We start from the raw sequence: 17,953 nt of genomic DNA on the forward strand, positions 1-17,953 counted from the left end.
CGAAGCTCCCTTTCGATACCGCTTACTGGGCGGATTCGCCTTTTTTGATCCAGGCGGCCAGCTGATGCGGACGCAGGCCGTCGTAATCCTCGAACGGCTGGTGGATCCACGGGTTGTGCGGCAGTTCTTCCATCTGATAGTCGGGCCGGAAGCTCGAGCAGCCCTTGGTCCAGATCACGGCCGAACGCACCTCGGTCACGCCTTCGAAGTTGTCCTGCAGGTGCTTGATGACCTTGGTCAGGGTGACGCCCGAGTCGGCCAGGTCATCGACCAGCAGGATCTTGCCCGACAGTGGGCCCTTGGTCATGGTCATGTACTTGGCAATGTCGAGATCGCCCTGGGTCGTGCCCTTGTCTTCGCGGTACGAGCTGGTCGACAGGATCGCCAGCGGCACGTCGAAGATGCGCGAGAACACGTCGCCGGGACGCACGCCGCCGCGCGCCAGGCACAGCACCATGTCGAATTTCCAGCCCGACTCGTAGACCTTGAGCGCCAGGCGCTCGATCAGGCGGTGGTATTCATCCCAGTTCACCCACAGGTGTTTGTCGTTGGTTTGTGGCGTATTCATAGTGTGTCCTCAGGCGAAAGGATGGCGCAGCACGATCGTCTCTTCGCGATCCGGGCCGGTGGAAACCATGTCAACCGGCACGCCGACCAACTCTTCGATGCGCTTGATGTAGGCGCGGGCCGTGGCCGGCAGCGCTTCCATCGACTTGGCGCCGACCGTGCTCTCTTTCCAGCCCGGCATTTCTTCGTACACCGGCACGCAGCGGGCCGCTTCTTCGGCGCCCGACGGGAAGATGTCCACGGCCACGCCATCGATGGTGTAGCCGGTGCACAGCTTCAGCGTTTCGATACCGTCGAGCACGTCCAGCTTGGTCAGGCACATGCCGGTGACGCCGTTGATTTGCACCGAGCGGCGCAGCAGCGCAGCGTCGAACCAGCCGCAGCGGCGGGCGCGACCGGTCACCGTGCCGAACTCGTGGCCCACCTGCGCCAGGTGGTGGCCGACGCCGGCATCGGTTGGCAGTTCCGACGGGAACGGACCGGAACCGACGCGGGTGGTGTAGGCCTTGGTGATGCCCATGATGTAGTGCAGCATGTTCGGACCGACGCCGGCGCCGGCGGCGGCATTGCCGGCCACGCAGTTCGACGAGGTGACGAACGGATAGGTGCCGTGATCGACGTCGAGCAGCGAGCCTTGCGCGCCTTCGAACAGCAGGTTGGAACCGGCCTTGTGGGCGGCGTACAGCGCGCTCGAGACATCGGTCACCATCGGGCGCAGGCGCGGTACATAGGCCAGCGCGTCGTCCAGGGTTTTCTGGTAATCGACCTTCGGTGCTTTCAGATAGTGTTCGAGCACGAAGTTGTGGTAGTCGAGGTTCTCGGCCAGCTTTTCCGCCAGGCGCGATTCGTTGAGCAGGTCGGCCACGCGGATCGCGCGACGGGCCACCTTGTCTTCGTAGGCCGGGCCGATGCCCTTGCCGGTGGTGCCGATCTTCGCTTCGCCACGCTTGGCTTCGCGGGCCAGGTCCAGCGCCGAGTGGTAAGGCAGGATCACGGGCGCAGCGTCCGACACCTTCAGGCGCGAGGCGACTTCGACGCCGACTTTTTCCAGCTTGTCGATTTCGCGCAGCACGTCCGGCACCGACACCACCACACCGTTACCGATGTAGCAGGCCACGCCCGGGCGCATGATGCCCGACGGGATCAGCTGCAGCGCAGTTTTGACGCCGCCGATGACCAGCGTGTGGCCGGCGTTGTGGCCGCCCTGGAAGCGCACCACACCTTGTGCATGATCGGTCAGCCAATCGACGATCTTGCCTTTACCTTCATCGCCCCACTGGGTGCCGATGACGACCACGTTCTTTGCGTTTTTGTTTGACATCACACTAACCTAAGTTTTTAAGAATCCATTGACTACTGTTATCGTCGAGCACCAGCGCGCGATCGCACTCGAACTCGTCCAGCTCGTTGCTGTGACCCGGCATACTCTGGATCACGACTTCGCCGGACTTGCGCAGCTCGGCGATTTTTTCTTTCAATTCCGGCGCGTTGCCCCACGGTGCGCGGATCGAATGCTTGCGTTCCGCAGTGGGTAACAGGCGCGCCAGCTCGCGCAGGTCGAGCGAGAAGCCGGTGGCGGGACGGGCCCGGCCAAAGGCTTCGCCTACGTGATCGTAACGGCCGCCGCGCGCCACCGCGTTCGGCAAGCCTGGCACATACAGCGCAAACATCGCGCCGCTTTCGTATTGATAACCGCGCAGGTCGGCCAGGTCGATGGCAACCTCGGCGCGTCCCAGCGCGGACGCCGCCAGCGCTGCCAGCTCGGCCAGTGCCTTGGCAATGCCGGGCAGGTCGGGCAGCACTTCGCGCGCCTTTTTCAGCACGTCGATGTCGCCGTACAGGTTGGGCAGCGCCAGCAGCGCATCGCGCGTGGCCGGGGCATAGCGCGCGGTGCGCGCCTTCAGGTCGGACACGTCCTTGGCGCGCAGGGCCAGGTACAGCGCTGCTTCGTCCTTGGCGGCGGCGCCATCGTGTTCGATGATGGCGCGCAGCACGCCGACGTGGGTCAGGTCCAGCCGCACCTGGTCGAAGCCGGCCAGCGCCAGGGTGGACAGCGCCAGCTCCTGGATTTCGGCATCCGCTTCGAGGCCGGCGTGGCCGTACATCTCGGCGCCGATCTGCAGCGGTTCGCGGGTGGCGTGCAAGCCAGACGGATGGGTGTGCAGCACATTGCCGGCGTAGCACAGGCGCGTGACCGAGGCGCGGTTGAGCAGGTGGGCGTCGATGCGCGCCACTTGGGTGGTCATGTCCGGGCGCAGGCCCAGCAGGCGGCCCGAGATCGGGTCCACCAGTTTGAAGGTGCGCAGGTCGATGTCGGCGCCGGCGCCGGTGAGCAGCGACTCGAGATATTCGAGCAGCGGCGGCATCACCATTTCGTAGCCGTACAGACGGAAGTTATCCAGCATCAGGCGACGCAGTTCTTCAATCTTGCGGGCTTCCGACGGCAGAACGTCGGCGATATTCTCGGGCAAAAGCCAATTCGGCATGGGAACGGAGATTTAATGGATGAACAAAAGCGAACAACAGTGAACACCAGCGAACAAGGCGCGCAGGCGCTGCATGCCAACAAGTGACAGGCCGAACCTGATATTTTACGCGAAAATGCCTGGGGGGAGGTAAAAAATACACCGTGGCAGCAGAGCCGTCACTCCCGCGCAAGCGGGAATGACGGGGCCCCGGGGAGCGAGCGCCGCTCGGGGCGCCCTGCCCTGTTACTTCTGGCTGGCCGTGCCGGAATTCTTGAAGTACTTGAAGAAGTCCGAGCTCGGATCGACCACCATCACGTCGCCATGGTTCTTGAACGTGGTGCGGTACGCTTCCAGGCTGCGGTAGAACTTGTAGAACTCGGGATTGCGGCCGAATGCCTCGGCGTAGATCTGCGAAGCCTTGGCGTCGCCTTCGCCGCGGATGTTCTCGGCGTCGCGGAACGCTTCGGCCAGGATCACGGTGCGCTGGCGGTCGGCGTCGGCGCGGATGGTTTCCGAGGCCGCCGAACCGGTCGAGCGCAGCTCGTTGGCCACGCGCAGGCGCTCGGCCTTCATCCGTTCGTACACCGAGTTGTTGATCTGCTCGACGTACTCGACGCGTTTCAGGCGCACGTCGATGATCTCGACGCCGATCTGGGCCGCTTCCGCCACCACCTTGTTGCGGATCGCTTCCATCACCTGGCCGCGCTTGCCCGAGATCACTTCGCTGACCGTGTGCTTGGTGATTTCCTCGTTCAGCGCCGCCTTGATGATGACCGACATGCGGTCGCGCGCGCGGGTTTCGTCGCCGTTGAAGGTGACGTAGTACAGCTTGGCCTGACCTTCGTTGCGGCCGATGCGCCACTTGACGAAGCTGTCGACCAGGATGTTCATCTTCTCGGCCGTGATGAAGCGTTCGGCATCGGGCGACTCGATGGTCATGATGCGGTTATCGAGCAGCAGCACGTTCTGGAACGGCGGCGGCAGCTTGAAGTGCAAGCCCGGTTCGCGGACCACTTCCTTGATCTGCCCGAGCGCGAACACGATCGCGTACTTGCGCTGATCGACCACGAAGATCATCGAGGACAACACCAGCAGCAGGACGAAGCCGGTGACGAGGGTACTGACTATGCGATTCATTAACGACTCTCCCGTTCACGTCCGGAGTCACGCGGGCGCGGTTCGCGCTGGCGGCTCACTTCCACCGATGGCATCAGGTCGGACGGCAGCGTGGCTGCAGCCGGCGCGGTGGCTGGCGAGCCACTGCCGCTGCTATTGCTATTGCTGCTGCCGGTGCTGTTGTTGGCGTTGCGGGCCGCGTCGCCGGCTGCCGCCTGGGCGATCAGCTTGTCGAGCGGCAGGTACAGCAGGTTGTTGCCGTTCTTGGAATCGACCATGACCTTGCTGGTATTGGCGAAGATCTGCTGCATGGTGTCGAGGTACATGCGGTCGCGCGTGACGGCCGGCGCCTTCTGGTACTCGACCAGCACCTGCTTGAAGCGGTTGGCGTTACCGGTGGCGTTCTCGGTGACCATCGAGCGATAGGCTTCGGCTTCCTGCATCAGGCGCGACGCGGTACCGCGCGCTTTCGGAATCACGTCGTTGGCGTAAGCCTGGCCTTCGTTCTTCTGGCGCTCCAGGTCCTGGCCGGCCTTGACTGCGTCGTCGAACGCGCTTTGCACCTGCTCCGGCGGCTGCACCGCCTGCAGCGTCACGCCCGACACCAGCACGCCGGACGCGTAGCGGTCGAGGATGGTCTGCATCAGCACCTGGGTTTCGTAGGCGACCTTGTCGCGGCCTTCGTACAGCACGAAGTCCATCTTGTTCTTGCCGACGATTTCGCGGATCGAGGTCTCGGCCACCTGGCGCACGGTCTCTTCCTCGTCGCGGTTGTTCATCAGCCAGGCCACCGGATCTTTCAGCTTGAATTGCACGGCCAGCTGCATGTCGATGATGTTCTCGTCATCGGTCAACATCAGCGATTCCTGGGTCTGCTTGTTCTTGATGTTGCCGCGATAGCCGATCTCGACCATGCGCATCTGCGACACCCGCACCGTTTCGTTCGACTGGAACGGGTACGGCCAGCGCCAGTTGAAACCGGAGCCGGTGGTATGCGTGTACTTGCCGAAGGTGTAGACGATGCCGGCCTGGCCCTCCTGCACGATGAACGAGCCCGACGCGAGCCAGATCAGCGCAGCGACACCGGCAATCGCGCCGGCGGTGGCGCGCATGCCGGCCGGATCGGGGCGCGGCGCGCCGCCCCCGCCGTTGTTGTTGCCGTTGTTATTGTTGTCGGGACGCTTTTTCTGCCCGAAGAAATTGTTCAGGCGCTGATTGAAGTCGCGCCACAACTGCTCCATGTCGGGAGGGCCTTCGCCGGGCCGTTTGCCTTCGTTCGCCTGCGGCTCGCCGTCTTTCTTGTCCGAGCCCCAGCGGGGGTCGTTCAGCGACAGCTTGATGCCGAGACGTTTCATCATTGAGGGGACACGCATTAGTGGGATCCAACGTGAGTTGTAAGGGAACTGCGCGAGGTACTGCTGTCGTCGTCGGAACCGGAGGCGTCCGGTTCCTGCGTTTCGTCTTCTTCGTCCGGCTCATCGTCTTCGGCATCGACCGCGTAAGCCTGGTTGAGCCTGGCGCCAGGTGCCGCCTTGGCCCACTCCACGATCGCTTCGCGCAGCAGGTCCACGCCGGCGCCGGTGCGGGCGCTGAGGAAAACGCGGGAAATCTTAGCATATTCGTCGCGCTCCACCGAGGGCTCCAGGCCTGCGGCGTCGATCTTGTTCCACACCAGGATTTGCGGAATATGATCGGCGCCGATCTCCTTGAGCACCAGGTTGACCTGCTCGATCTGCTCCATGCGCACCGGCGACGAGGCATCGACCACGTGCAGCAGCAGATCGGCGTGGATGGTCTCCTCCAGCGTGGCGCGGAACGCCGCGACCAGCTGGTGCGGCAGCTCCCGCACGAAACCGACCGTGTCCGAGATCACCACGTTGCCCACTTCCTGCCCCATGTAGACGCGGCGCGAGGTGGTGTCCAGCGTGGCGAACAGCTGGTCGGCCACATACACGCCGGCCTTGGTCACGGTGTTGAACAGGGTGGACTTGCCGGCATTGGTATAGCCGACCAGCGACACGGAAAAGGTCTGGCTGCGCCCGCGCGAACGGCGCTGGGTTTCGTGCTGCTTGCGCAGCTTGGCCAGGCGCGCGCGCAAGGCCTTGACCCGCTCGCCGATCAGGCGGCGGTCGGTCTCGAGCTGGGTTTCGCCGGGACCGCGCAGGCCGATACCGCCCTTTTGCCGCTCGAGGTGGGTCCAGCCGCGGATCAGGCGCGTGGCCAGGTGCTGCAGCTGCGCCAGTTCCACCTGCAGCTTGCCCTCGTGGGAGGCGGCGCGCTGGGCGAAGATATCGAGGATCAGGCTGGTACGGTCGAGCACCCGGATGTTCAGGCGCTTTTCCAGGTTGCGCTGCTGGGCCGGCGACAGGGCGTGATTGAAGATGACGATCTCGATGCGCTCGTCCAGCACGGCCTGGCCGATTTCGTCGGCCTTGCCGCTGCCGACGAAATACGCGGGATCGGGGGCGGCGCGCTTGGCGGTGATCGTCGTCACCGGTTCCGCACCTGCTGAACGGGCCAGCAATTGCAGTTCCTCGACGCTGGCCGCGAAGTCGCCCTGGCCGAAATCAATACCGACTAGCGCTGCACGCATACGACGATCTGGGAAGTTGAAGAGACGCGATAGGGATGAGGCAAGCGATTAGTCCGCGTCGTTATCGATGCTGAGGTTGACGGCACGGGCCGGCACCACGGTGGAGATGGCATGCTTGTACACCATCTGGGTCACGGTGTTACGCAGCAGTACGACGTATTGATCGAACGATTCGATATGGCCTTGCAGCTTGATGCCGTTGACCAGGTAGATCGACACCGGCACGTGCTCTTTGCGCAGTGCGTTGAGGAATGGGTCTTGTAACAGTTGCCCTTTGTTGCTCATGACAGCTCCATTTTATGTTGTTGTGTTAGATTTGGAGGCGAAACGCTTGATTTCAAGTACGTGGCCCAGCGAATGTCAAATGATATTCGCTGAAACACCGCTCGCCACGTCGGGAATGGTGCTTCCAAGCCACTGTAACCTGTTTTTGCTTTTTTTGCAGGATAACACGGCAAAAAAAAAGAGCATTTAATTGAAAACTAAGGTGAAAGCCAGGTCACAAAAAGCGTGACCCGGTCCGGTCACCCGGTTACTTCTTCTCGGCCCGCTTGTCGAACGGATTCTTACCCGTGCGCAGTTCGATCCGCAGCGGCGTACCGACCAGGCTGAACGTGTCGCGGAAATGCTTTTCCAGGTAGCGCTTGTACGGATCACCGACCGCTTCCAGGGCATTGCCGTGGATGACGATGACCGGCGGATTCATGCCGCCCTGGTGCGCATAGCGCAGCTTCGGCCGGATCGAGCCCTTGCGGCGCGGCTCCTGCTTTTCCACCGCTTCGATCAGCGCGCGCGTGAGCTTCGGCGTGGACAGGTTGGCCATGGCTGCCGCGTACGCCGCATCGACCGACTTCATCAATGGACCGATGCCCTGCGCCTTCAGCGCCGAAATGAAATGCATCTTGGCGAACGACAGGAAGTCGAGCTTGCGGTCGATGTCGATCTTGATCTCGTCGCGCTCGTCGCTGCGCAAGCCGTCCCACTTGTTGACGGCAATCACCAGCGCCCTGCCCGTCTCGAGCACGAAGCCGGCGATGTGGGCATCCTGCTCGGAAATGTCCTGCTGGGCGTCGAGCATCAGCACGACCACGTTCGCTTCCGAGATCGACTGCAGGGTTTTCACGACCGAGAATTTCTCGATCGCTTCGAACACCTTGCCGCGGCGGCGGATGCCGGCGGTATCGATCAGCGTGTACTGCTTGCCTTCGCGCTCGAACGGAATCTCGATCGAGTCGCGCGTGGTGCCCGGCATGTCGAACGCGATCACGCGCTCTTCGCCGACCAAGGTGTTGATCAGCGTGGACTTGCCCACGTTGGGGCGGCCGACCAGCGCGATCTTGACGCCGCGCTGGGCCGGATCGAGTTCTTCCGGCTCTTCGGGACGCTGGGCAAACGCCAGGTTCAGCGCTTCCTCGACCAGGTCGGCCACGCCGTCGCCGTGCGCGGACGAGATCGAGTACGGCTCGCCCAGGCCCAGCTCGTAGAAGTCGGAGACCACGGCGGTGTAGCGCATGCCCTCCGATTTATTCACGACCAGCATGACCGGACGGCCGCTTTTGCGCAGGAAGTCGGTAATGGTTTTGTCATGCGGCGTCAGGCCCTGGCGGCCATCGACGAGGAACACGACGATGTCGGCCTCGGCAACGGCTTGCTTGGTCTGCTTGGCCATCTGGTGCATGATGCCTTCCTTGGCGACCGGCTCGAAGCCGCCCGTGTCGATGACGAGGAAGGGACGTTCGCCGACACGGCCCTCGCCATAGTGACGATCGCGCGTCAACCCAGGCAAGTCCGCCACCAGCGCATCGCGCGAGCGGGTCAGACGATTAAACAAGGTCGATTTCCCTACATTGGGTCGACCCACAAGTGCGATTACCGGCTTCATTGAATTACTCGACCGCGAAAGCGGTCACAGTTCCTGCTTGGGTTTGAAAAATCAAATTCGAGCCGGCGATGACGGGCGCCGACTGGATCGGGCTGCCATCGGTCGCGACTCGACCTATCAGAGCGCCATCTTCCCGCGACAGGAAGTGGATATATCCCTGGTAGTCGCCAACGGCCACGGCGCGGCCGTACGACACGGGGGTCGAGAGGCGGCGATAGGACAGCTTGTCGTTCTTCCAGGCGTTGCTGCCGCTTTCGCGGCTGTAGGCGGCAACTTCGCCCTTGTCGTCGGAGACGAATACAAAACGCTGGTCCACCGCCACGCCCACATCGGACGACGCCGGTTTGCTCCAGGACGGCGCACCGGTGGTGGCGTCGTAGCAGGCCACGCGGCCCTGGTACGACACGGCGCAGATATCCTTTTCGTAAATCACCGGCGCGCCGGCGATGTCGGTCACCCGTTCCAGCTCGGTGGCGCCGCGCGGCTCGCCCACTGCCACCTCGAAACGCGGCAGGCCGCCGACCAGGGCCAGCGCCAGCAGCTTGCCGCCGGGCTGGGCCACATACACGTTGGGGCCGCTGATGACCATGCCGGGCGCATTGCGCAAGGTCAGCGCCGGCGTGCTGCGGGTGACGCTCCAGCGCTTTTCGCCGGTCTTGGCTTCGTACGCGGTAATCACGTTATCGACACTGCGCACCACCACCACCCCGCCGCCGACCGCCGGCGAGGACAGCACCTCGCTCGACGCCTGGGCTTTCCACAACTGCTTGCCGCTGGCGTCGTAGGCAAGGATAACACCTTTCTTGTCGCCAACAGCCACCACTTCGCCGTCGCTGCCCACCCCGGCCGTCAGGTCACTACCGGTCTTGATGCGCCAGATTTCCTTGCCGGTGGCCGCGTTCAGGCGCGCCAGCACGCCGTCGCCATCGGCCACGTACAGGCTGTCGCCGGCCAGCACCGGGCTGAACACGCCGTTGCCGGCCTTGCCGACCGTGTACTTCCAGGCCACGGGCGGCTGCATGCTGCCGGCCGGTTCGACCAGCGCTGCCGGCTGGGTCTTGGTGTCTTTGGAGCCAAACAAGGAGCAACCGGCCAACAGTGCCAGCAGGCTTGCAGCAATAGCTTTTTCGGTGATGCGCATAAAATTTTTCAACCTTGCTCGTTACGGGTTATCCGGGTGCGTAATGTTACAGGCTTGCTGCTTACGCAGCCGCCTTGTCGGCTTTGGCCTTGTCGGCCGGCACGGCGCCGCCGATCGCTTCCAGTTTCAGCTGGATCAGCTGGCGGCCCGGATTTTTCTTGTCGGTGGCGTCCAGTGCAGCCTGGTAGGCGGTGCGCGCTTCGGCCAGCTTGTTCTGCGCCACCAGGATGTCGCCCTTGCGGTCGGCCACGGAGCCGGCAAATGCCGGCGCCACGCTGCCGTCGAGCGCCTTCAGCGCCTGGTCGTAGGCTTTCTCGTCGAGCAGCAGGCCGGCCAGGCGTACCTTGGCGATGGCCTTGAACTCGTCGGCGCCATGGTCGATCGCCCATTGCAGCTGGGCCTTGGCCGACTTGGCGTCGTTGGCGTCGAACGCGCTCTTGGCAGCGACCAGCGCCGACATCGGGGCGTAGGCGGTGCTGCCGAACTTGCTTTCCATGTCGCCGGCCGCGCGCTGCACCTTGGCATTGTCCTTGGCTTCGACGGCGCGCTGCAGTTCTTCGTACAGCGCCGAGGCCTGGGCGGTCTGGTTGCGCTGGTAGTAGTTCCAGCCGGCCCAGGCCGAGTACGCGGCCAGCGCAGCGATGATGAGCCAGGTCGTCAGGTTGCCGTACTTGTCCCACCATGCTTTGAGAGAAGCGAGTTGTTCTTGTTCTTCGAGATCGTATGCCATGTCAGTTGGTCTGCTAAAAGGTTAAAGAGGGGTTCGGCTTGCCGGCTGCGGCAGCAATCAGTGATTGCAGTGCTCGTCGTGCACGTGGTGGTGATGGTCGCCGCTGCCGGTAATCTGGTCGACCACGTAATCGACCACGTCGTCGAACGGCACGGTCGCCTGCTGCGGCTGGCCGGCGTCGCCGTCGGCGCCACGCATCGCCTTGACCGAGGCCGTGTGGTTGGCTACTTCGTCTTCGCCGATGATGACCGCGAACGAGGCGCCGCTGCCGTCGGCCTTTTTCATCTGCGTCTTGAAGCTGCCGGCGCCGCTGGCGGTCGAACCGTGCATGATCACGTCCAGGCCGGCATCGCGCAGGCGTTCGCCCAGCACGAACGCTTGCAGCTGGGCGGCCTCGCCCTGGTGCACCAGGTACACGTCGCACAGGTTCGGCTGCTGCGGCTCGCCCGCTTCCTTCATCAGTTCCAGCAGGCGCTCGATGCCCATGGCGAAACCGACGGCCGGCGTCGGCTTGCCGCCGAACGAAGCGATGAGCGGATCGTAACGGCCGCCCGCGCACACGGTGCCCTGCGAGCCGAGCGCATCGGTCACCCATTCGAACACGGTACGGTTGTAGTAATCGAGGCCGCGCACCAGGCGCGGATTGATCACGTACGGGATGTTGTTATGGTCGAGGATCTTGCGCACGCCGTCGAAGTGCGCCAGCGACGCCTCGCCCAGGTAGTCGAGCAGCTTCGGTGCGGCATTGACCATCTCCTGCATGGCAGGATTCTTGGTGTCGAGGATGCGCAGCGGGTTGCTGTGCAGGCGGCGCTTGGCTTCCGCATCGAGCAGCGCTTCGTGCTGTTCGAGGTAGGCGATCAGGTCCACGCGGTGGCGCGCACGCTCGTCGGCGTCGCCGATCGAGTTCAGTTCGAGGCGGATGTTTTCCAGGCCCAGGTCGTCCCACAGGCGGCGGCACAGCATGATCATCTCGGCATCGACGTCGGGACCGGTGAAGCCGACCGCTTCGCAGCCGAACTGGTAGAACTGGCGGTAGCGGCCGCGCTGCGGACGCTCGTGGCGGAACATCGGGCCCGTGTACCACAGGCGCTTCGGACCTTCGTACACCAGGTTATGTTCGATGACCGCGCGCACCGCGCCGGCCGTACCCTCGGGGCGCAAGGTCAGCTCGTCGCCGTTCATCGAATCGGTAAACGAGTACATCTCTTTTTCGACGATGTCGGTGACAGCGCCGATGGCGCGCTTGAACAAGGCCGTATCTTCCACGATCGGCGTGCGGATCTGCTGGAAGCCGTAGCTCTGCACCACCGACTGCGCAGTGTTCTCGAACAGCTGCCACAGGTGCGAGTCCTGCGGCAGGATGTCGTTCATGCCTTTGACGGCGGTGATTTTTTCGGCTTTTTTATTTTCGGACATATCAATTTTCTTTTAAATCTTGCTAACAACCACAGTCCTCAAACCGTCATTCCCGCGCAGGCGGGAATCCAGTTTTTCCAGCGGCACGCAACATTGGATTCCCGCCTGCGCGGGAATGACGCTGGTCAGGCCATCCCGGGCTTACCGTAATTCGCCTTCACATAATTCAACACGATCTCGTGGAACTCGTCCACGATGCGCTCGCCGCGCAGGGTCGCCACCTTGACGCCATCGACAAACACCGGCGCGGCCGGCGATTCGCCGGTGCCGGGCAGGCTGATGCCGATGTTGGCGTGTTTCGATTCGCCGGGGCCGTTGACGATGCAGCCCATCACGGCCACGTTCATCGCCTCCACGCCCGGGTAGGTCTTTTTCCACTCCGGCATCTGGTCGCGCAGGAAGGTCTGGATGTTGTCGGCCAGCTCCTGGAACGTGGTGGACGTGGTGCGTCCGCAGCCCGGGCAGGCGATCACCATCGGCGTGAACTTGCGCAGGCCCATGGTCTGCAGGATCTCCTGCCCTACCACCACTTCCTTGGTGCGGTCGCCGCCCGGCTCGGGCGTGAGCGAGATGCGGATGGTGTCGCCGATGCCTTCCTGCAGCAGCACCGACAGCGCGGCCGTGGAAGCGACGATGCCCTTGCTGCCCATGCCTGCCTCGGTCAGGCCCAGGTGCAGCGGATAGTCGCAGCGCTGGCCCAGTTCGCGGTACACGGCGATCAGGTCCTGCACGCCGGAGACCTTGCACGACAGGATGATCTTGTCGCGCGCCAGGCCCAGTTCTTCGGCGCGCACGGCGTTCTCGATGGCCGAGGTGATCAGCGCTTCGTACATCACCTGCTGCGCCGTCCACGGTTCGGCGCGGCCGGCGTTTTCATCCATGATGCGCGCCAGCAGCGCCTGGTCCAGGCTGCCCCAGTTGACGCCGATGCGCACCGGCTTGTCGTAGCGGGCCGCCACTTCGATCATCTGCGCGAACTGGCTGTCGCGCTTGGCGCCCTTGCCCACGTTGCCGGGATTGATGCGGTACTTCGACAGCGCCTTGGCGCACTCGGGATAGTCGTTGAGCAGCGTGTGGCCGTTGTAGTGGAAGTCGCCGACCAGCGGCACATCGACGTCCATCTTGTCGAGCTGTTCGCGGATATACGGCACCGCTTCGGCCGACTCGGGACGGTCCACGGTCAGGCGCACCAGCTCGGAGCCGGCGCGCGCCAGGTCGCGGATCTGGATCGCGGTTTCGATGGCGTTGGCGGTGTCGGTATTGGTCATCGACTGCACCACCACGGGCGCGTCGCCGCCGACCCAGATCTTGCGCTGGCCGTGCGCCACCAGCACGCTGCGGCTGGCGCGGCGCGGTGACGGGCCCGAAGGAATTGCTGTTGGCGTAGAAGACATGGTCGTTTAACTCGCTACTTGTGTTGGATGACTGGCCCGGCTGGCCCGGCGCTTATTTGATGTTGACGCGGGCGATGGTGCCGCCGGCGCTTTGCGGCAGCGCCAGCGGCGCGCCGCCGAGCGTGGCCTGGACACCGGCCGGTTTGCCGACGATCAGCAGCGACGGATTCTTGATGTCGAAGGTTTCGGTGCTGCCGGCCTTGACCAGGCGCGAAATCAGCGGCGCTGCGCCCGGCCGGCGGATCTCGATCCACGAATCCTCGTTCACCTTGAGCACCAGCGGCGTGCCGGTCGCGCTGGCCGCAGCGGCCGGTGCTGCGGCGGCAGCCGTGGCGGGCGCCGGCGGCGTCGTCACGGTGGCAGGCTGCCCGCTCACGGTGGGCGCCGGCTGGTTGACCGGTGCGGTGGCGGTTGCCGCTGCACCGCCGGCGGCTGGCGCAGCAGGCGCCGGCTGGGCGGCGCCGCCGGTAGCCGAAGGCGCAGCACCGGCAGCCGTGGCCGGACCGGCGGCGCTGCCGTCAGCGACGGGCGGCACCGACACCAGCGGCACATTGGGCGACTGCAGCGTCGTGGTTTCCTGGCCCGGCTTGACCAGCGTGGTCTCCAGCGGCGCCACCGTGGTGCCGCCAGCCTTGCCGGGATCGCCCGCGACCGCCGCGCTCTCGGCGCCGTGCTGGAACAGCGCCACCGTGTGCGCGACCAGGCCGCTCTGGTAGGCGAACAGCCCGCCGACCACCACGACCACTGCCGCCGCGCCGGCCACCCAGGCGCCCGTATGCGAGCTGCGCGGCTTCATCAGCGGCATGCGCGTATCGGAGAAGGTGGCGGCGATTTCCTTGCGCGGGGGCGAGACCTCGGGGCTGGTGGGCGAACGCACCTCGATCATGGCCACCAGCGGCGTGGCGTCGATGCGCACCACCTTGGCATAGGCGCGCACGAAGCCGCGCGTGACCGCCATATTGGGCAGCGACGCATAATCGCCGTCTTCGAGCGCCACCACCTGGCGCGGCGCCAGCTTGAGCTGGTCGGCGATCTGTTCCACCGACATGCCCAGTGCTTCGCGCTGAGCCTTCAGTTGCGCGCCGGGTGTGGCCTGGCCAGTGCGGGCCTGGTCTTTTGGCGGCTCTACCCGCTCAGAATTCATTGCTGTCTCACTCATCGAACGCCCCACGTTGATAAGCAGCATACTCGGCCGAACCGGGGTAGCGGGCCCGTAACTGCGCGACCCAACCAGCTTGATTTCCCGTATCGCCTACCTGATGCTGCACTTTAATCCCGAGCCACAGCACATCGGCCGTCAGGCTCTCCATCTTTGCCACGTCGCCCAGGCGGTTCACGAAGAAATGGGCACGCTGGACATCGCGTTTTTCCACGTAGAGCCGCGCCAGGTTGGCGTTGGTGGCCGGCAGATCGGGCGTCAACTGCAACGCTTGCAGCAGATAACGCTCCGCGCTGGCGTAATCTTTGATCCTCAATGCACACACGCCGGCATTGTTGGCGGCGCTGGCCGGCGAACGATAGGCACGGTTGGCCAGCGCCGCATCGAACAGCGGCAGCGCCTCGGCCACGCGGCCGCTCTCGCACAGAAAAGAGCCGTAGTTGTTGGCCAGGTCCGGGTTGGCGGGCGCCAGCTTGCGGGCCCGGCGAAAACTCTCGTCGGCTGCCTGCGTCTGCCCCAGCGCCTGTTCGATCAGGCCGCGCAAGCCCAGCGCCTCGGCGTTGTCGGGTTCGGCTGCCAGCGCCAGCTTGATCTCACCGAGCGCCACGGCATACTGGCCCTGCTCGAAATAGCCGACTGCCAGCTGCATGCGGATCGCCGCCTTGCGCTCGGCGCTGCCGGGCGCCCGTGCGCCGTCGGCGCCACGGGCAGATTGTGGACTATCCGGGGTCGTGACGCAACCGCCGAGTGCGCCGGCCAGGATGGTGCACATCCCGACCTCGATCACGCGACGCCGGTTGCGCTGGCCCCAACCCACCATCAGGAATGGATCTCCACGATCTTGCCGAAATTGGCGCCGAACTTTTTCTGGTACTCGGCCATCTTGCCCATGCGTTCCTGGACACGGGTGCGGTCCTGGACTTCGCCGGCCAGCTGGCCGCAGGCGGCATCGATATCGTCGCCGCGGGTCTTGCGGATGGTGGTCACCAGGCCGGCATCGACCAGGATCTGGGCGAACGCCTTGATGCGGGGATTCTTGGAGCGCAGCAGGCCCGATTCCGGGAACGGGTTGAACGGAATCAGGTTGAACTTGCAGTTGATGCCGTCGACCGGGTCCTGCACCAGCGCGATCAGTTCGCGCGCGTGCTCGTCGCTGTCGTTGACGCCGTCGAGCATGCAGTACTCGAAGGTGATGAAGTCCCGCGGCGCGTATTGCAGGTAGCGCTTGCAGGCGGCGATCAGCTCCTTGAGCGGGTATTTCTTGTTCAACGGGATCAGCCCGTTGCGCAGCTCGTCGTTGGACGCGTGCAGCGAGACGGCCAGCGCCACCGGTACTTCCTGGGCAAGGCGGTCGATCATCGGCACCACGCCGGACGTCGACAGCGTGACCCGGCGGCGCGACAGGCCGTAGGCGTTATCGTCGAGCATCAGCTTCAGGGCGGTGGCGGTCGGCTCGAAATTGAGCAGCGGCTCGCCCATGCCCATCATGACCACGTTGGTGATCTGGCGCTCGCCCTTGGGGCCCGGTTCGATGCCCTTGGTGCGGCGCAGTTCGAACTCGGCCATCCACAGCTGGCCGATGATTTCGCCGACCGACAGGTTGCGCGAAAAGCCCTGCTTGCCCGTCGAGCAGAAGCGGCAGTTCACGGCGCAACCGGCCTGGGTCGAGATGCACAGCGTGCCGCGGTTTTCTTCCGGAATGAACACGGTTTCGACCGCGTTGCCGTTGCCGACGTCGATCAGCCACTTGCGGGTGCCGTCGGCGGACGTGTTGTCGCTGATGATGGCAGGCGCGGCCACGAAGGCGCGGTTTTTCAGCTTGTCGCGCAGCGACTTGGCCAGGTCGGTCATGCTGTCGAAGTCCGACGCGCCGAACTGGTGGATCCAGCGCTGCAGCTGCTTGGCGCGGAACGGTTTCTCCCCCAACTCGGCGCAATAAGCGATGAGCTGCGCGGGATCGAAGTCCAGCAAGTTGGTCAGAGGTGCGTTCACGGCATTATCCAATATTCAAAACGGTACAAAAAAATACAAAAAAATACAAAAAACGGTACAGGCAATTTCCGTTTCCACCGCGGTGGAAACGGAAATCTGACAACAATTACTTGCCGAAGAAGTAAGCGATTTCGACTTGTGCGGCTTCGACAGCGTCCGAACCGTGCACGGCGTTGGCGTCGATCGAGTCGGCGAAATCGGCGCGGATCGTGCCCTTGTCGGCTTTCTTAGGATCGGTAGCGCCCATCAGTTCGCGGTTTTTCAGGACGGCGTTTTCGCCTTCCAGGGCCTGGATCATGACCGGACCCGACACCATGAAATCGACCAGATCCTTGAAGAAGCCGCGCTCCTTGTGTGCAGCGTAGAAGCCTTCGGCTTCTTCACGCGACAGCTGCTTCATTTGTGCAGCAACGATCTTCAGGCCAGCGTTTTCAAAGCGGGTGTAGATTTGACCGATGACGTTTTTTGCCACTGCGTCTGGTTTGATGATCGACAGGGTGCGTTCGATTGCCATTTGAAAAACTCCAATAAAAATAAAGGTTTAAAACAAGAATTGATAGCTCAATCAACCTTCGATTTTATCATAGAACAAGCAGCATTTCGAAAACAGCTGGCAGATTGGCCCCAAGACTGCGCCATGGCAGGGCATTTCCCCGCTCAGAAAGTACATAAGTGTATGTTTGACGGTTATTTAAGCCCTCTTTAAGTGCATTTGCCGCGGTTTTTTGGGTAATTGCACAGGGGCGTGCTATCCTTTTATCTAAGCGGATTTGCTCCGCACCAACTATTGGAGGCATCATGAACAACATGCAACAATCTACCTACGACCTCAGTAGCGGTCGCCGGTTAGTCCAGCACAACGTGCTGCGCAACACCTACTGGCTGTTGGCGCTGTCGATGATCCCGACCGTGCTGGGCGCTGCGCTCGGCATGGCCCTGCATCTGCCGCTGACCGGCGGTCTGATGATGATCGTGTTCCTGGCCGGCGCATTCGGCTTCATCTGGGCGATCGAGAAGAACAAGAACTCCGGCCTGGGCGTGGCCCTGCTGCTGGGCTTCACGTTCTTCATGGGCATTATGCTGACGCCGCTGCTCACCCGCATCATGGGCTTTTCCAACGGCGGCACGCTGATCATGATGGCGTTCGGCGGTACCGCTTCGGTGTTCGCGGTGCTGGCGTCGGTGGCCACCGTCACCAAGCGCGACTTCTCGGGCATGGGTACCTGGCTGTTCGCCGGCGTCATCGTGCTGATCCTGGCATCGCTGGCGAACATCTTCTTCGCCATCCCGGCGCTCAGCATCGTGATCTCGGTCGTGGCGATTGCCATCTTCTCGGCCTACATCCTGTACGACGTGCAGCAGATCGTCAACGGCGGTGAAACCAACTACGTCAGCGCCACCCTGCGCCTGTACCTGGACGTCTACAACGTCTTCACCAACCTGCTGGCCCTGCTGGGCTTTGCCGGCGGCAGCCGCGACTAAGCTGCAGCCG

Annotated in this window: 17 protein-coding genes; 1 reads left to right on the plus strand and 16 read right to left on the minus strand. The window is 63.5% G+C overall.

Going from position 1 to position 17,953, the window contains the following annotated elements:
• Positions 1-22: 22 nt before the first annotated feature.
• From ASF61_RS20825 to ndk, 16 genes are all read right to left on the minus strand, one after another.
• A complete protein-coding gene (locus tag ASF61_RS20825) occupies positions 23-568 on the minus strand; it encodes a phosphoribosyltransferase (RefSeq protein WP_056160488.1) in 546 nt (181 codons plus the stop codon).
• 9 nt (positions 569-577) lie between these two features.
• Positions 578-1,888 (minus strand): adenylosuccinate synthase, encoded by a 1,311-nt coding sequence (locus tag ASF61_RS20830; protein ID WP_056160737.1) that lies wholly within the window; start codon positions 1,886-1,888, stop codon positions 578-580.
• A 4-nt stretch (positions 1,889-1,892) separates the two neighbouring features.
• The gene (locus ASF61_RS20835) at positions 1,893-3,053 is read right to left on the minus strand and encodes an ATP phosphoribosyltransferase regulatory subunit (protein WP_056160489.1); all 1,161 of its coding nucleotides are present in this window, start codon (positions 3,051-3,053) and stop codon (positions 1,893-1,895) included.
• A gap of 225 nt (positions 3,054-3,278) precedes the next feature.
• On the minus strand, positions 3,279-4,172 hold the full coding sequence (gene hflC, locus ASF61_RS20840; protein ID WP_056160492.1) for a protease modulator HflC: 894 nt from the start codon (positions 4,170-4,172) through the stop codon (positions 3,279-3,281).
• Positions 4,172-5,509, minus strand: coding sequence for an FtsH protease activity modulator HflK (hflK, locus tag ASF61_RS20845; protein ID WP_082491862.1), 1,338 nt, complete (start codon positions 5,507-5,509; stop codon positions 4,172-4,174). The genes hflC and hflK overlap by 1 nt, the downstream gene beginning before the upstream one ends.
• A gap of 14 nt (positions 5,510-5,523) precedes the next feature.
• Positions 5,524-6,744 carry a GTPase HflX gene (gene hflX / locus ASF61_RS20850; RefSeq protein WP_056160496.1) on the minus strand — a complete coding sequence of 407 codons (1,221 nt, stop codon included), beginning with the start codon at positions 6,742-6,744 and terminating at the stop codon, positions 5,524-5,526.
• A gap of 48 nt (positions 6,745-6,792) precedes the next feature.
• Entirely contained in the window at positions 6,793-7,029 is a 237-nt protein-coding gene (hfq, locus tag ASF61_RS20855) for an RNA chaperone Hfq (protein WP_019920453.1), read from the minus strand.
• Positions 7,030-7,276: 247 nt separating this feature from the next.
• Positions 7,277-8,626, minus strand: a complete 1,350-nt coding sequence (gene der, locus ASF61_RS20860) for a ribosome biogenesis GTPase Der (protein ID WP_056160497.1) — start codon at positions 8,624-8,626, stop codon at positions 7,277-7,279.
• A 4-nt stretch (positions 8,627-8,630) separates the two neighbouring features.
• Positions 8,631-9,767 (minus strand): outer membrane protein assembly factor BamB, encoded by a 1,137-nt coding sequence (bamB, locus tag ASF61_RS20865; RefSeq protein WP_056160499.1) that lies wholly within the window; start codon positions 9,765-9,767, stop codon positions 8,631-8,633.
• A gap of 61 nt (positions 9,768-9,828) precedes the next feature.
• Positions 9,829-10,497: a tetratricopeptide repeat protein gene (locus ASF61_RS20870; protein ID WP_056160502.1), complete on the minus strand. Its 669-nt coding sequence runs from the start codon at positions 10,495-10,497 to the stop codon at positions 9,829-9,831.
• Positions 10,498-10,554: 57 nt separating this feature from the next.
• Positions 10,555-11,916: a histidine--tRNA ligase gene (gene hisS, locus ASF61_RS20875; RefSeq protein ID WP_056160504.1), complete on the minus strand. Its 1,362-nt coding sequence runs from the start codon at positions 11,914-11,916 to the stop codon at positions 10,555-10,557.
• 125 nt (positions 11,917-12,041) lie between these two features.
• Positions 12,042-13,310 carry a flavodoxin-dependent (E)-4-hydroxy-3-methylbut-2-enyl-diphosphate synthase gene (ispG, locus tag ASF61_RS20880; protein ID WP_056160506.1) on the minus strand — a complete coding sequence of 423 codons (1,269 nt, stop codon included), beginning with the start codon at positions 13,308-13,310 and terminating at the stop codon, positions 12,042-12,044.
• Between the two features lie 52 nt (positions 13,311-13,362).
• Positions 13,363-14,454 carry a helix-turn-helix domain-containing protein gene (locus ASF61_RS20885; RefSeq protein WP_056160508.1) on the minus strand — a complete coding sequence of 364 codons (1,092 nt, stop codon included), beginning with the start codon at positions 14,452-14,454 and terminating at the stop codon, positions 13,363-13,365.
• Positions 14,455-14,461: 7 nt separating this feature from the next.
• A complete protein-coding gene (pilW, locus tag ASF61_RS20890; RefSeq protein ID WP_056160510.1) occupies positions 14,462-15,289 on the minus strand; it encodes a type IV pilus biogenesis/stability protein PilW in 828 nt (275 codons plus the stop codon).
• Positions 15,289-16,461 carry a 23S rRNA (adenine(2503)-C(2))-methyltransferase RlmN gene (gene rlmN / locus ASF61_RS20895; protein WP_056160739.1) on the minus strand — a complete coding sequence of 391 codons (1,173 nt, stop codon included), beginning with the start codon at positions 16,459-16,461 and terminating at the stop codon, positions 15,289-15,291. The genes pilW and rlmN overlap by 1 nt, the downstream gene beginning before the upstream one ends.
• A gap of 106 nt (positions 16,462-16,567) precedes the next feature.
• Complete coding sequence (gene ndk / locus ASF61_RS20900; RefSeq protein ID WP_056160512.1) at positions 16,568-16,975, minus strand: nucleoside-diphosphate kinase; 408 nt, start codon at positions 16,973-16,975, stop codon at positions 16,568-16,570.
• Between the two features lie 284 nt (positions 16,976-17,259).
• On the opposite strand from ndk, the gene ASF61_RS20905 reads away from it, so the two are divergent.
• On the plus strand, positions 17,260-17,943 hold the full coding sequence (locus tag ASF61_RS20905) for a Bax inhibitor-1/YccA family protein (RefSeq protein WP_056160514.1): 684 nt from the start codon (positions 17,260-17,262) through the stop codon (positions 17,941-17,943).
• Positions 17,944-17,953: the final 10 nt, after the last annotated feature.

This window comes from Duganella sp. Leaf126 (assembly GCF_001423125.1).
GTDB lineage: Bacteria > Pseudomonadota > Gammaproteobacteria > Burkholderiales > Burkholderiaceae_D > Rugamonas.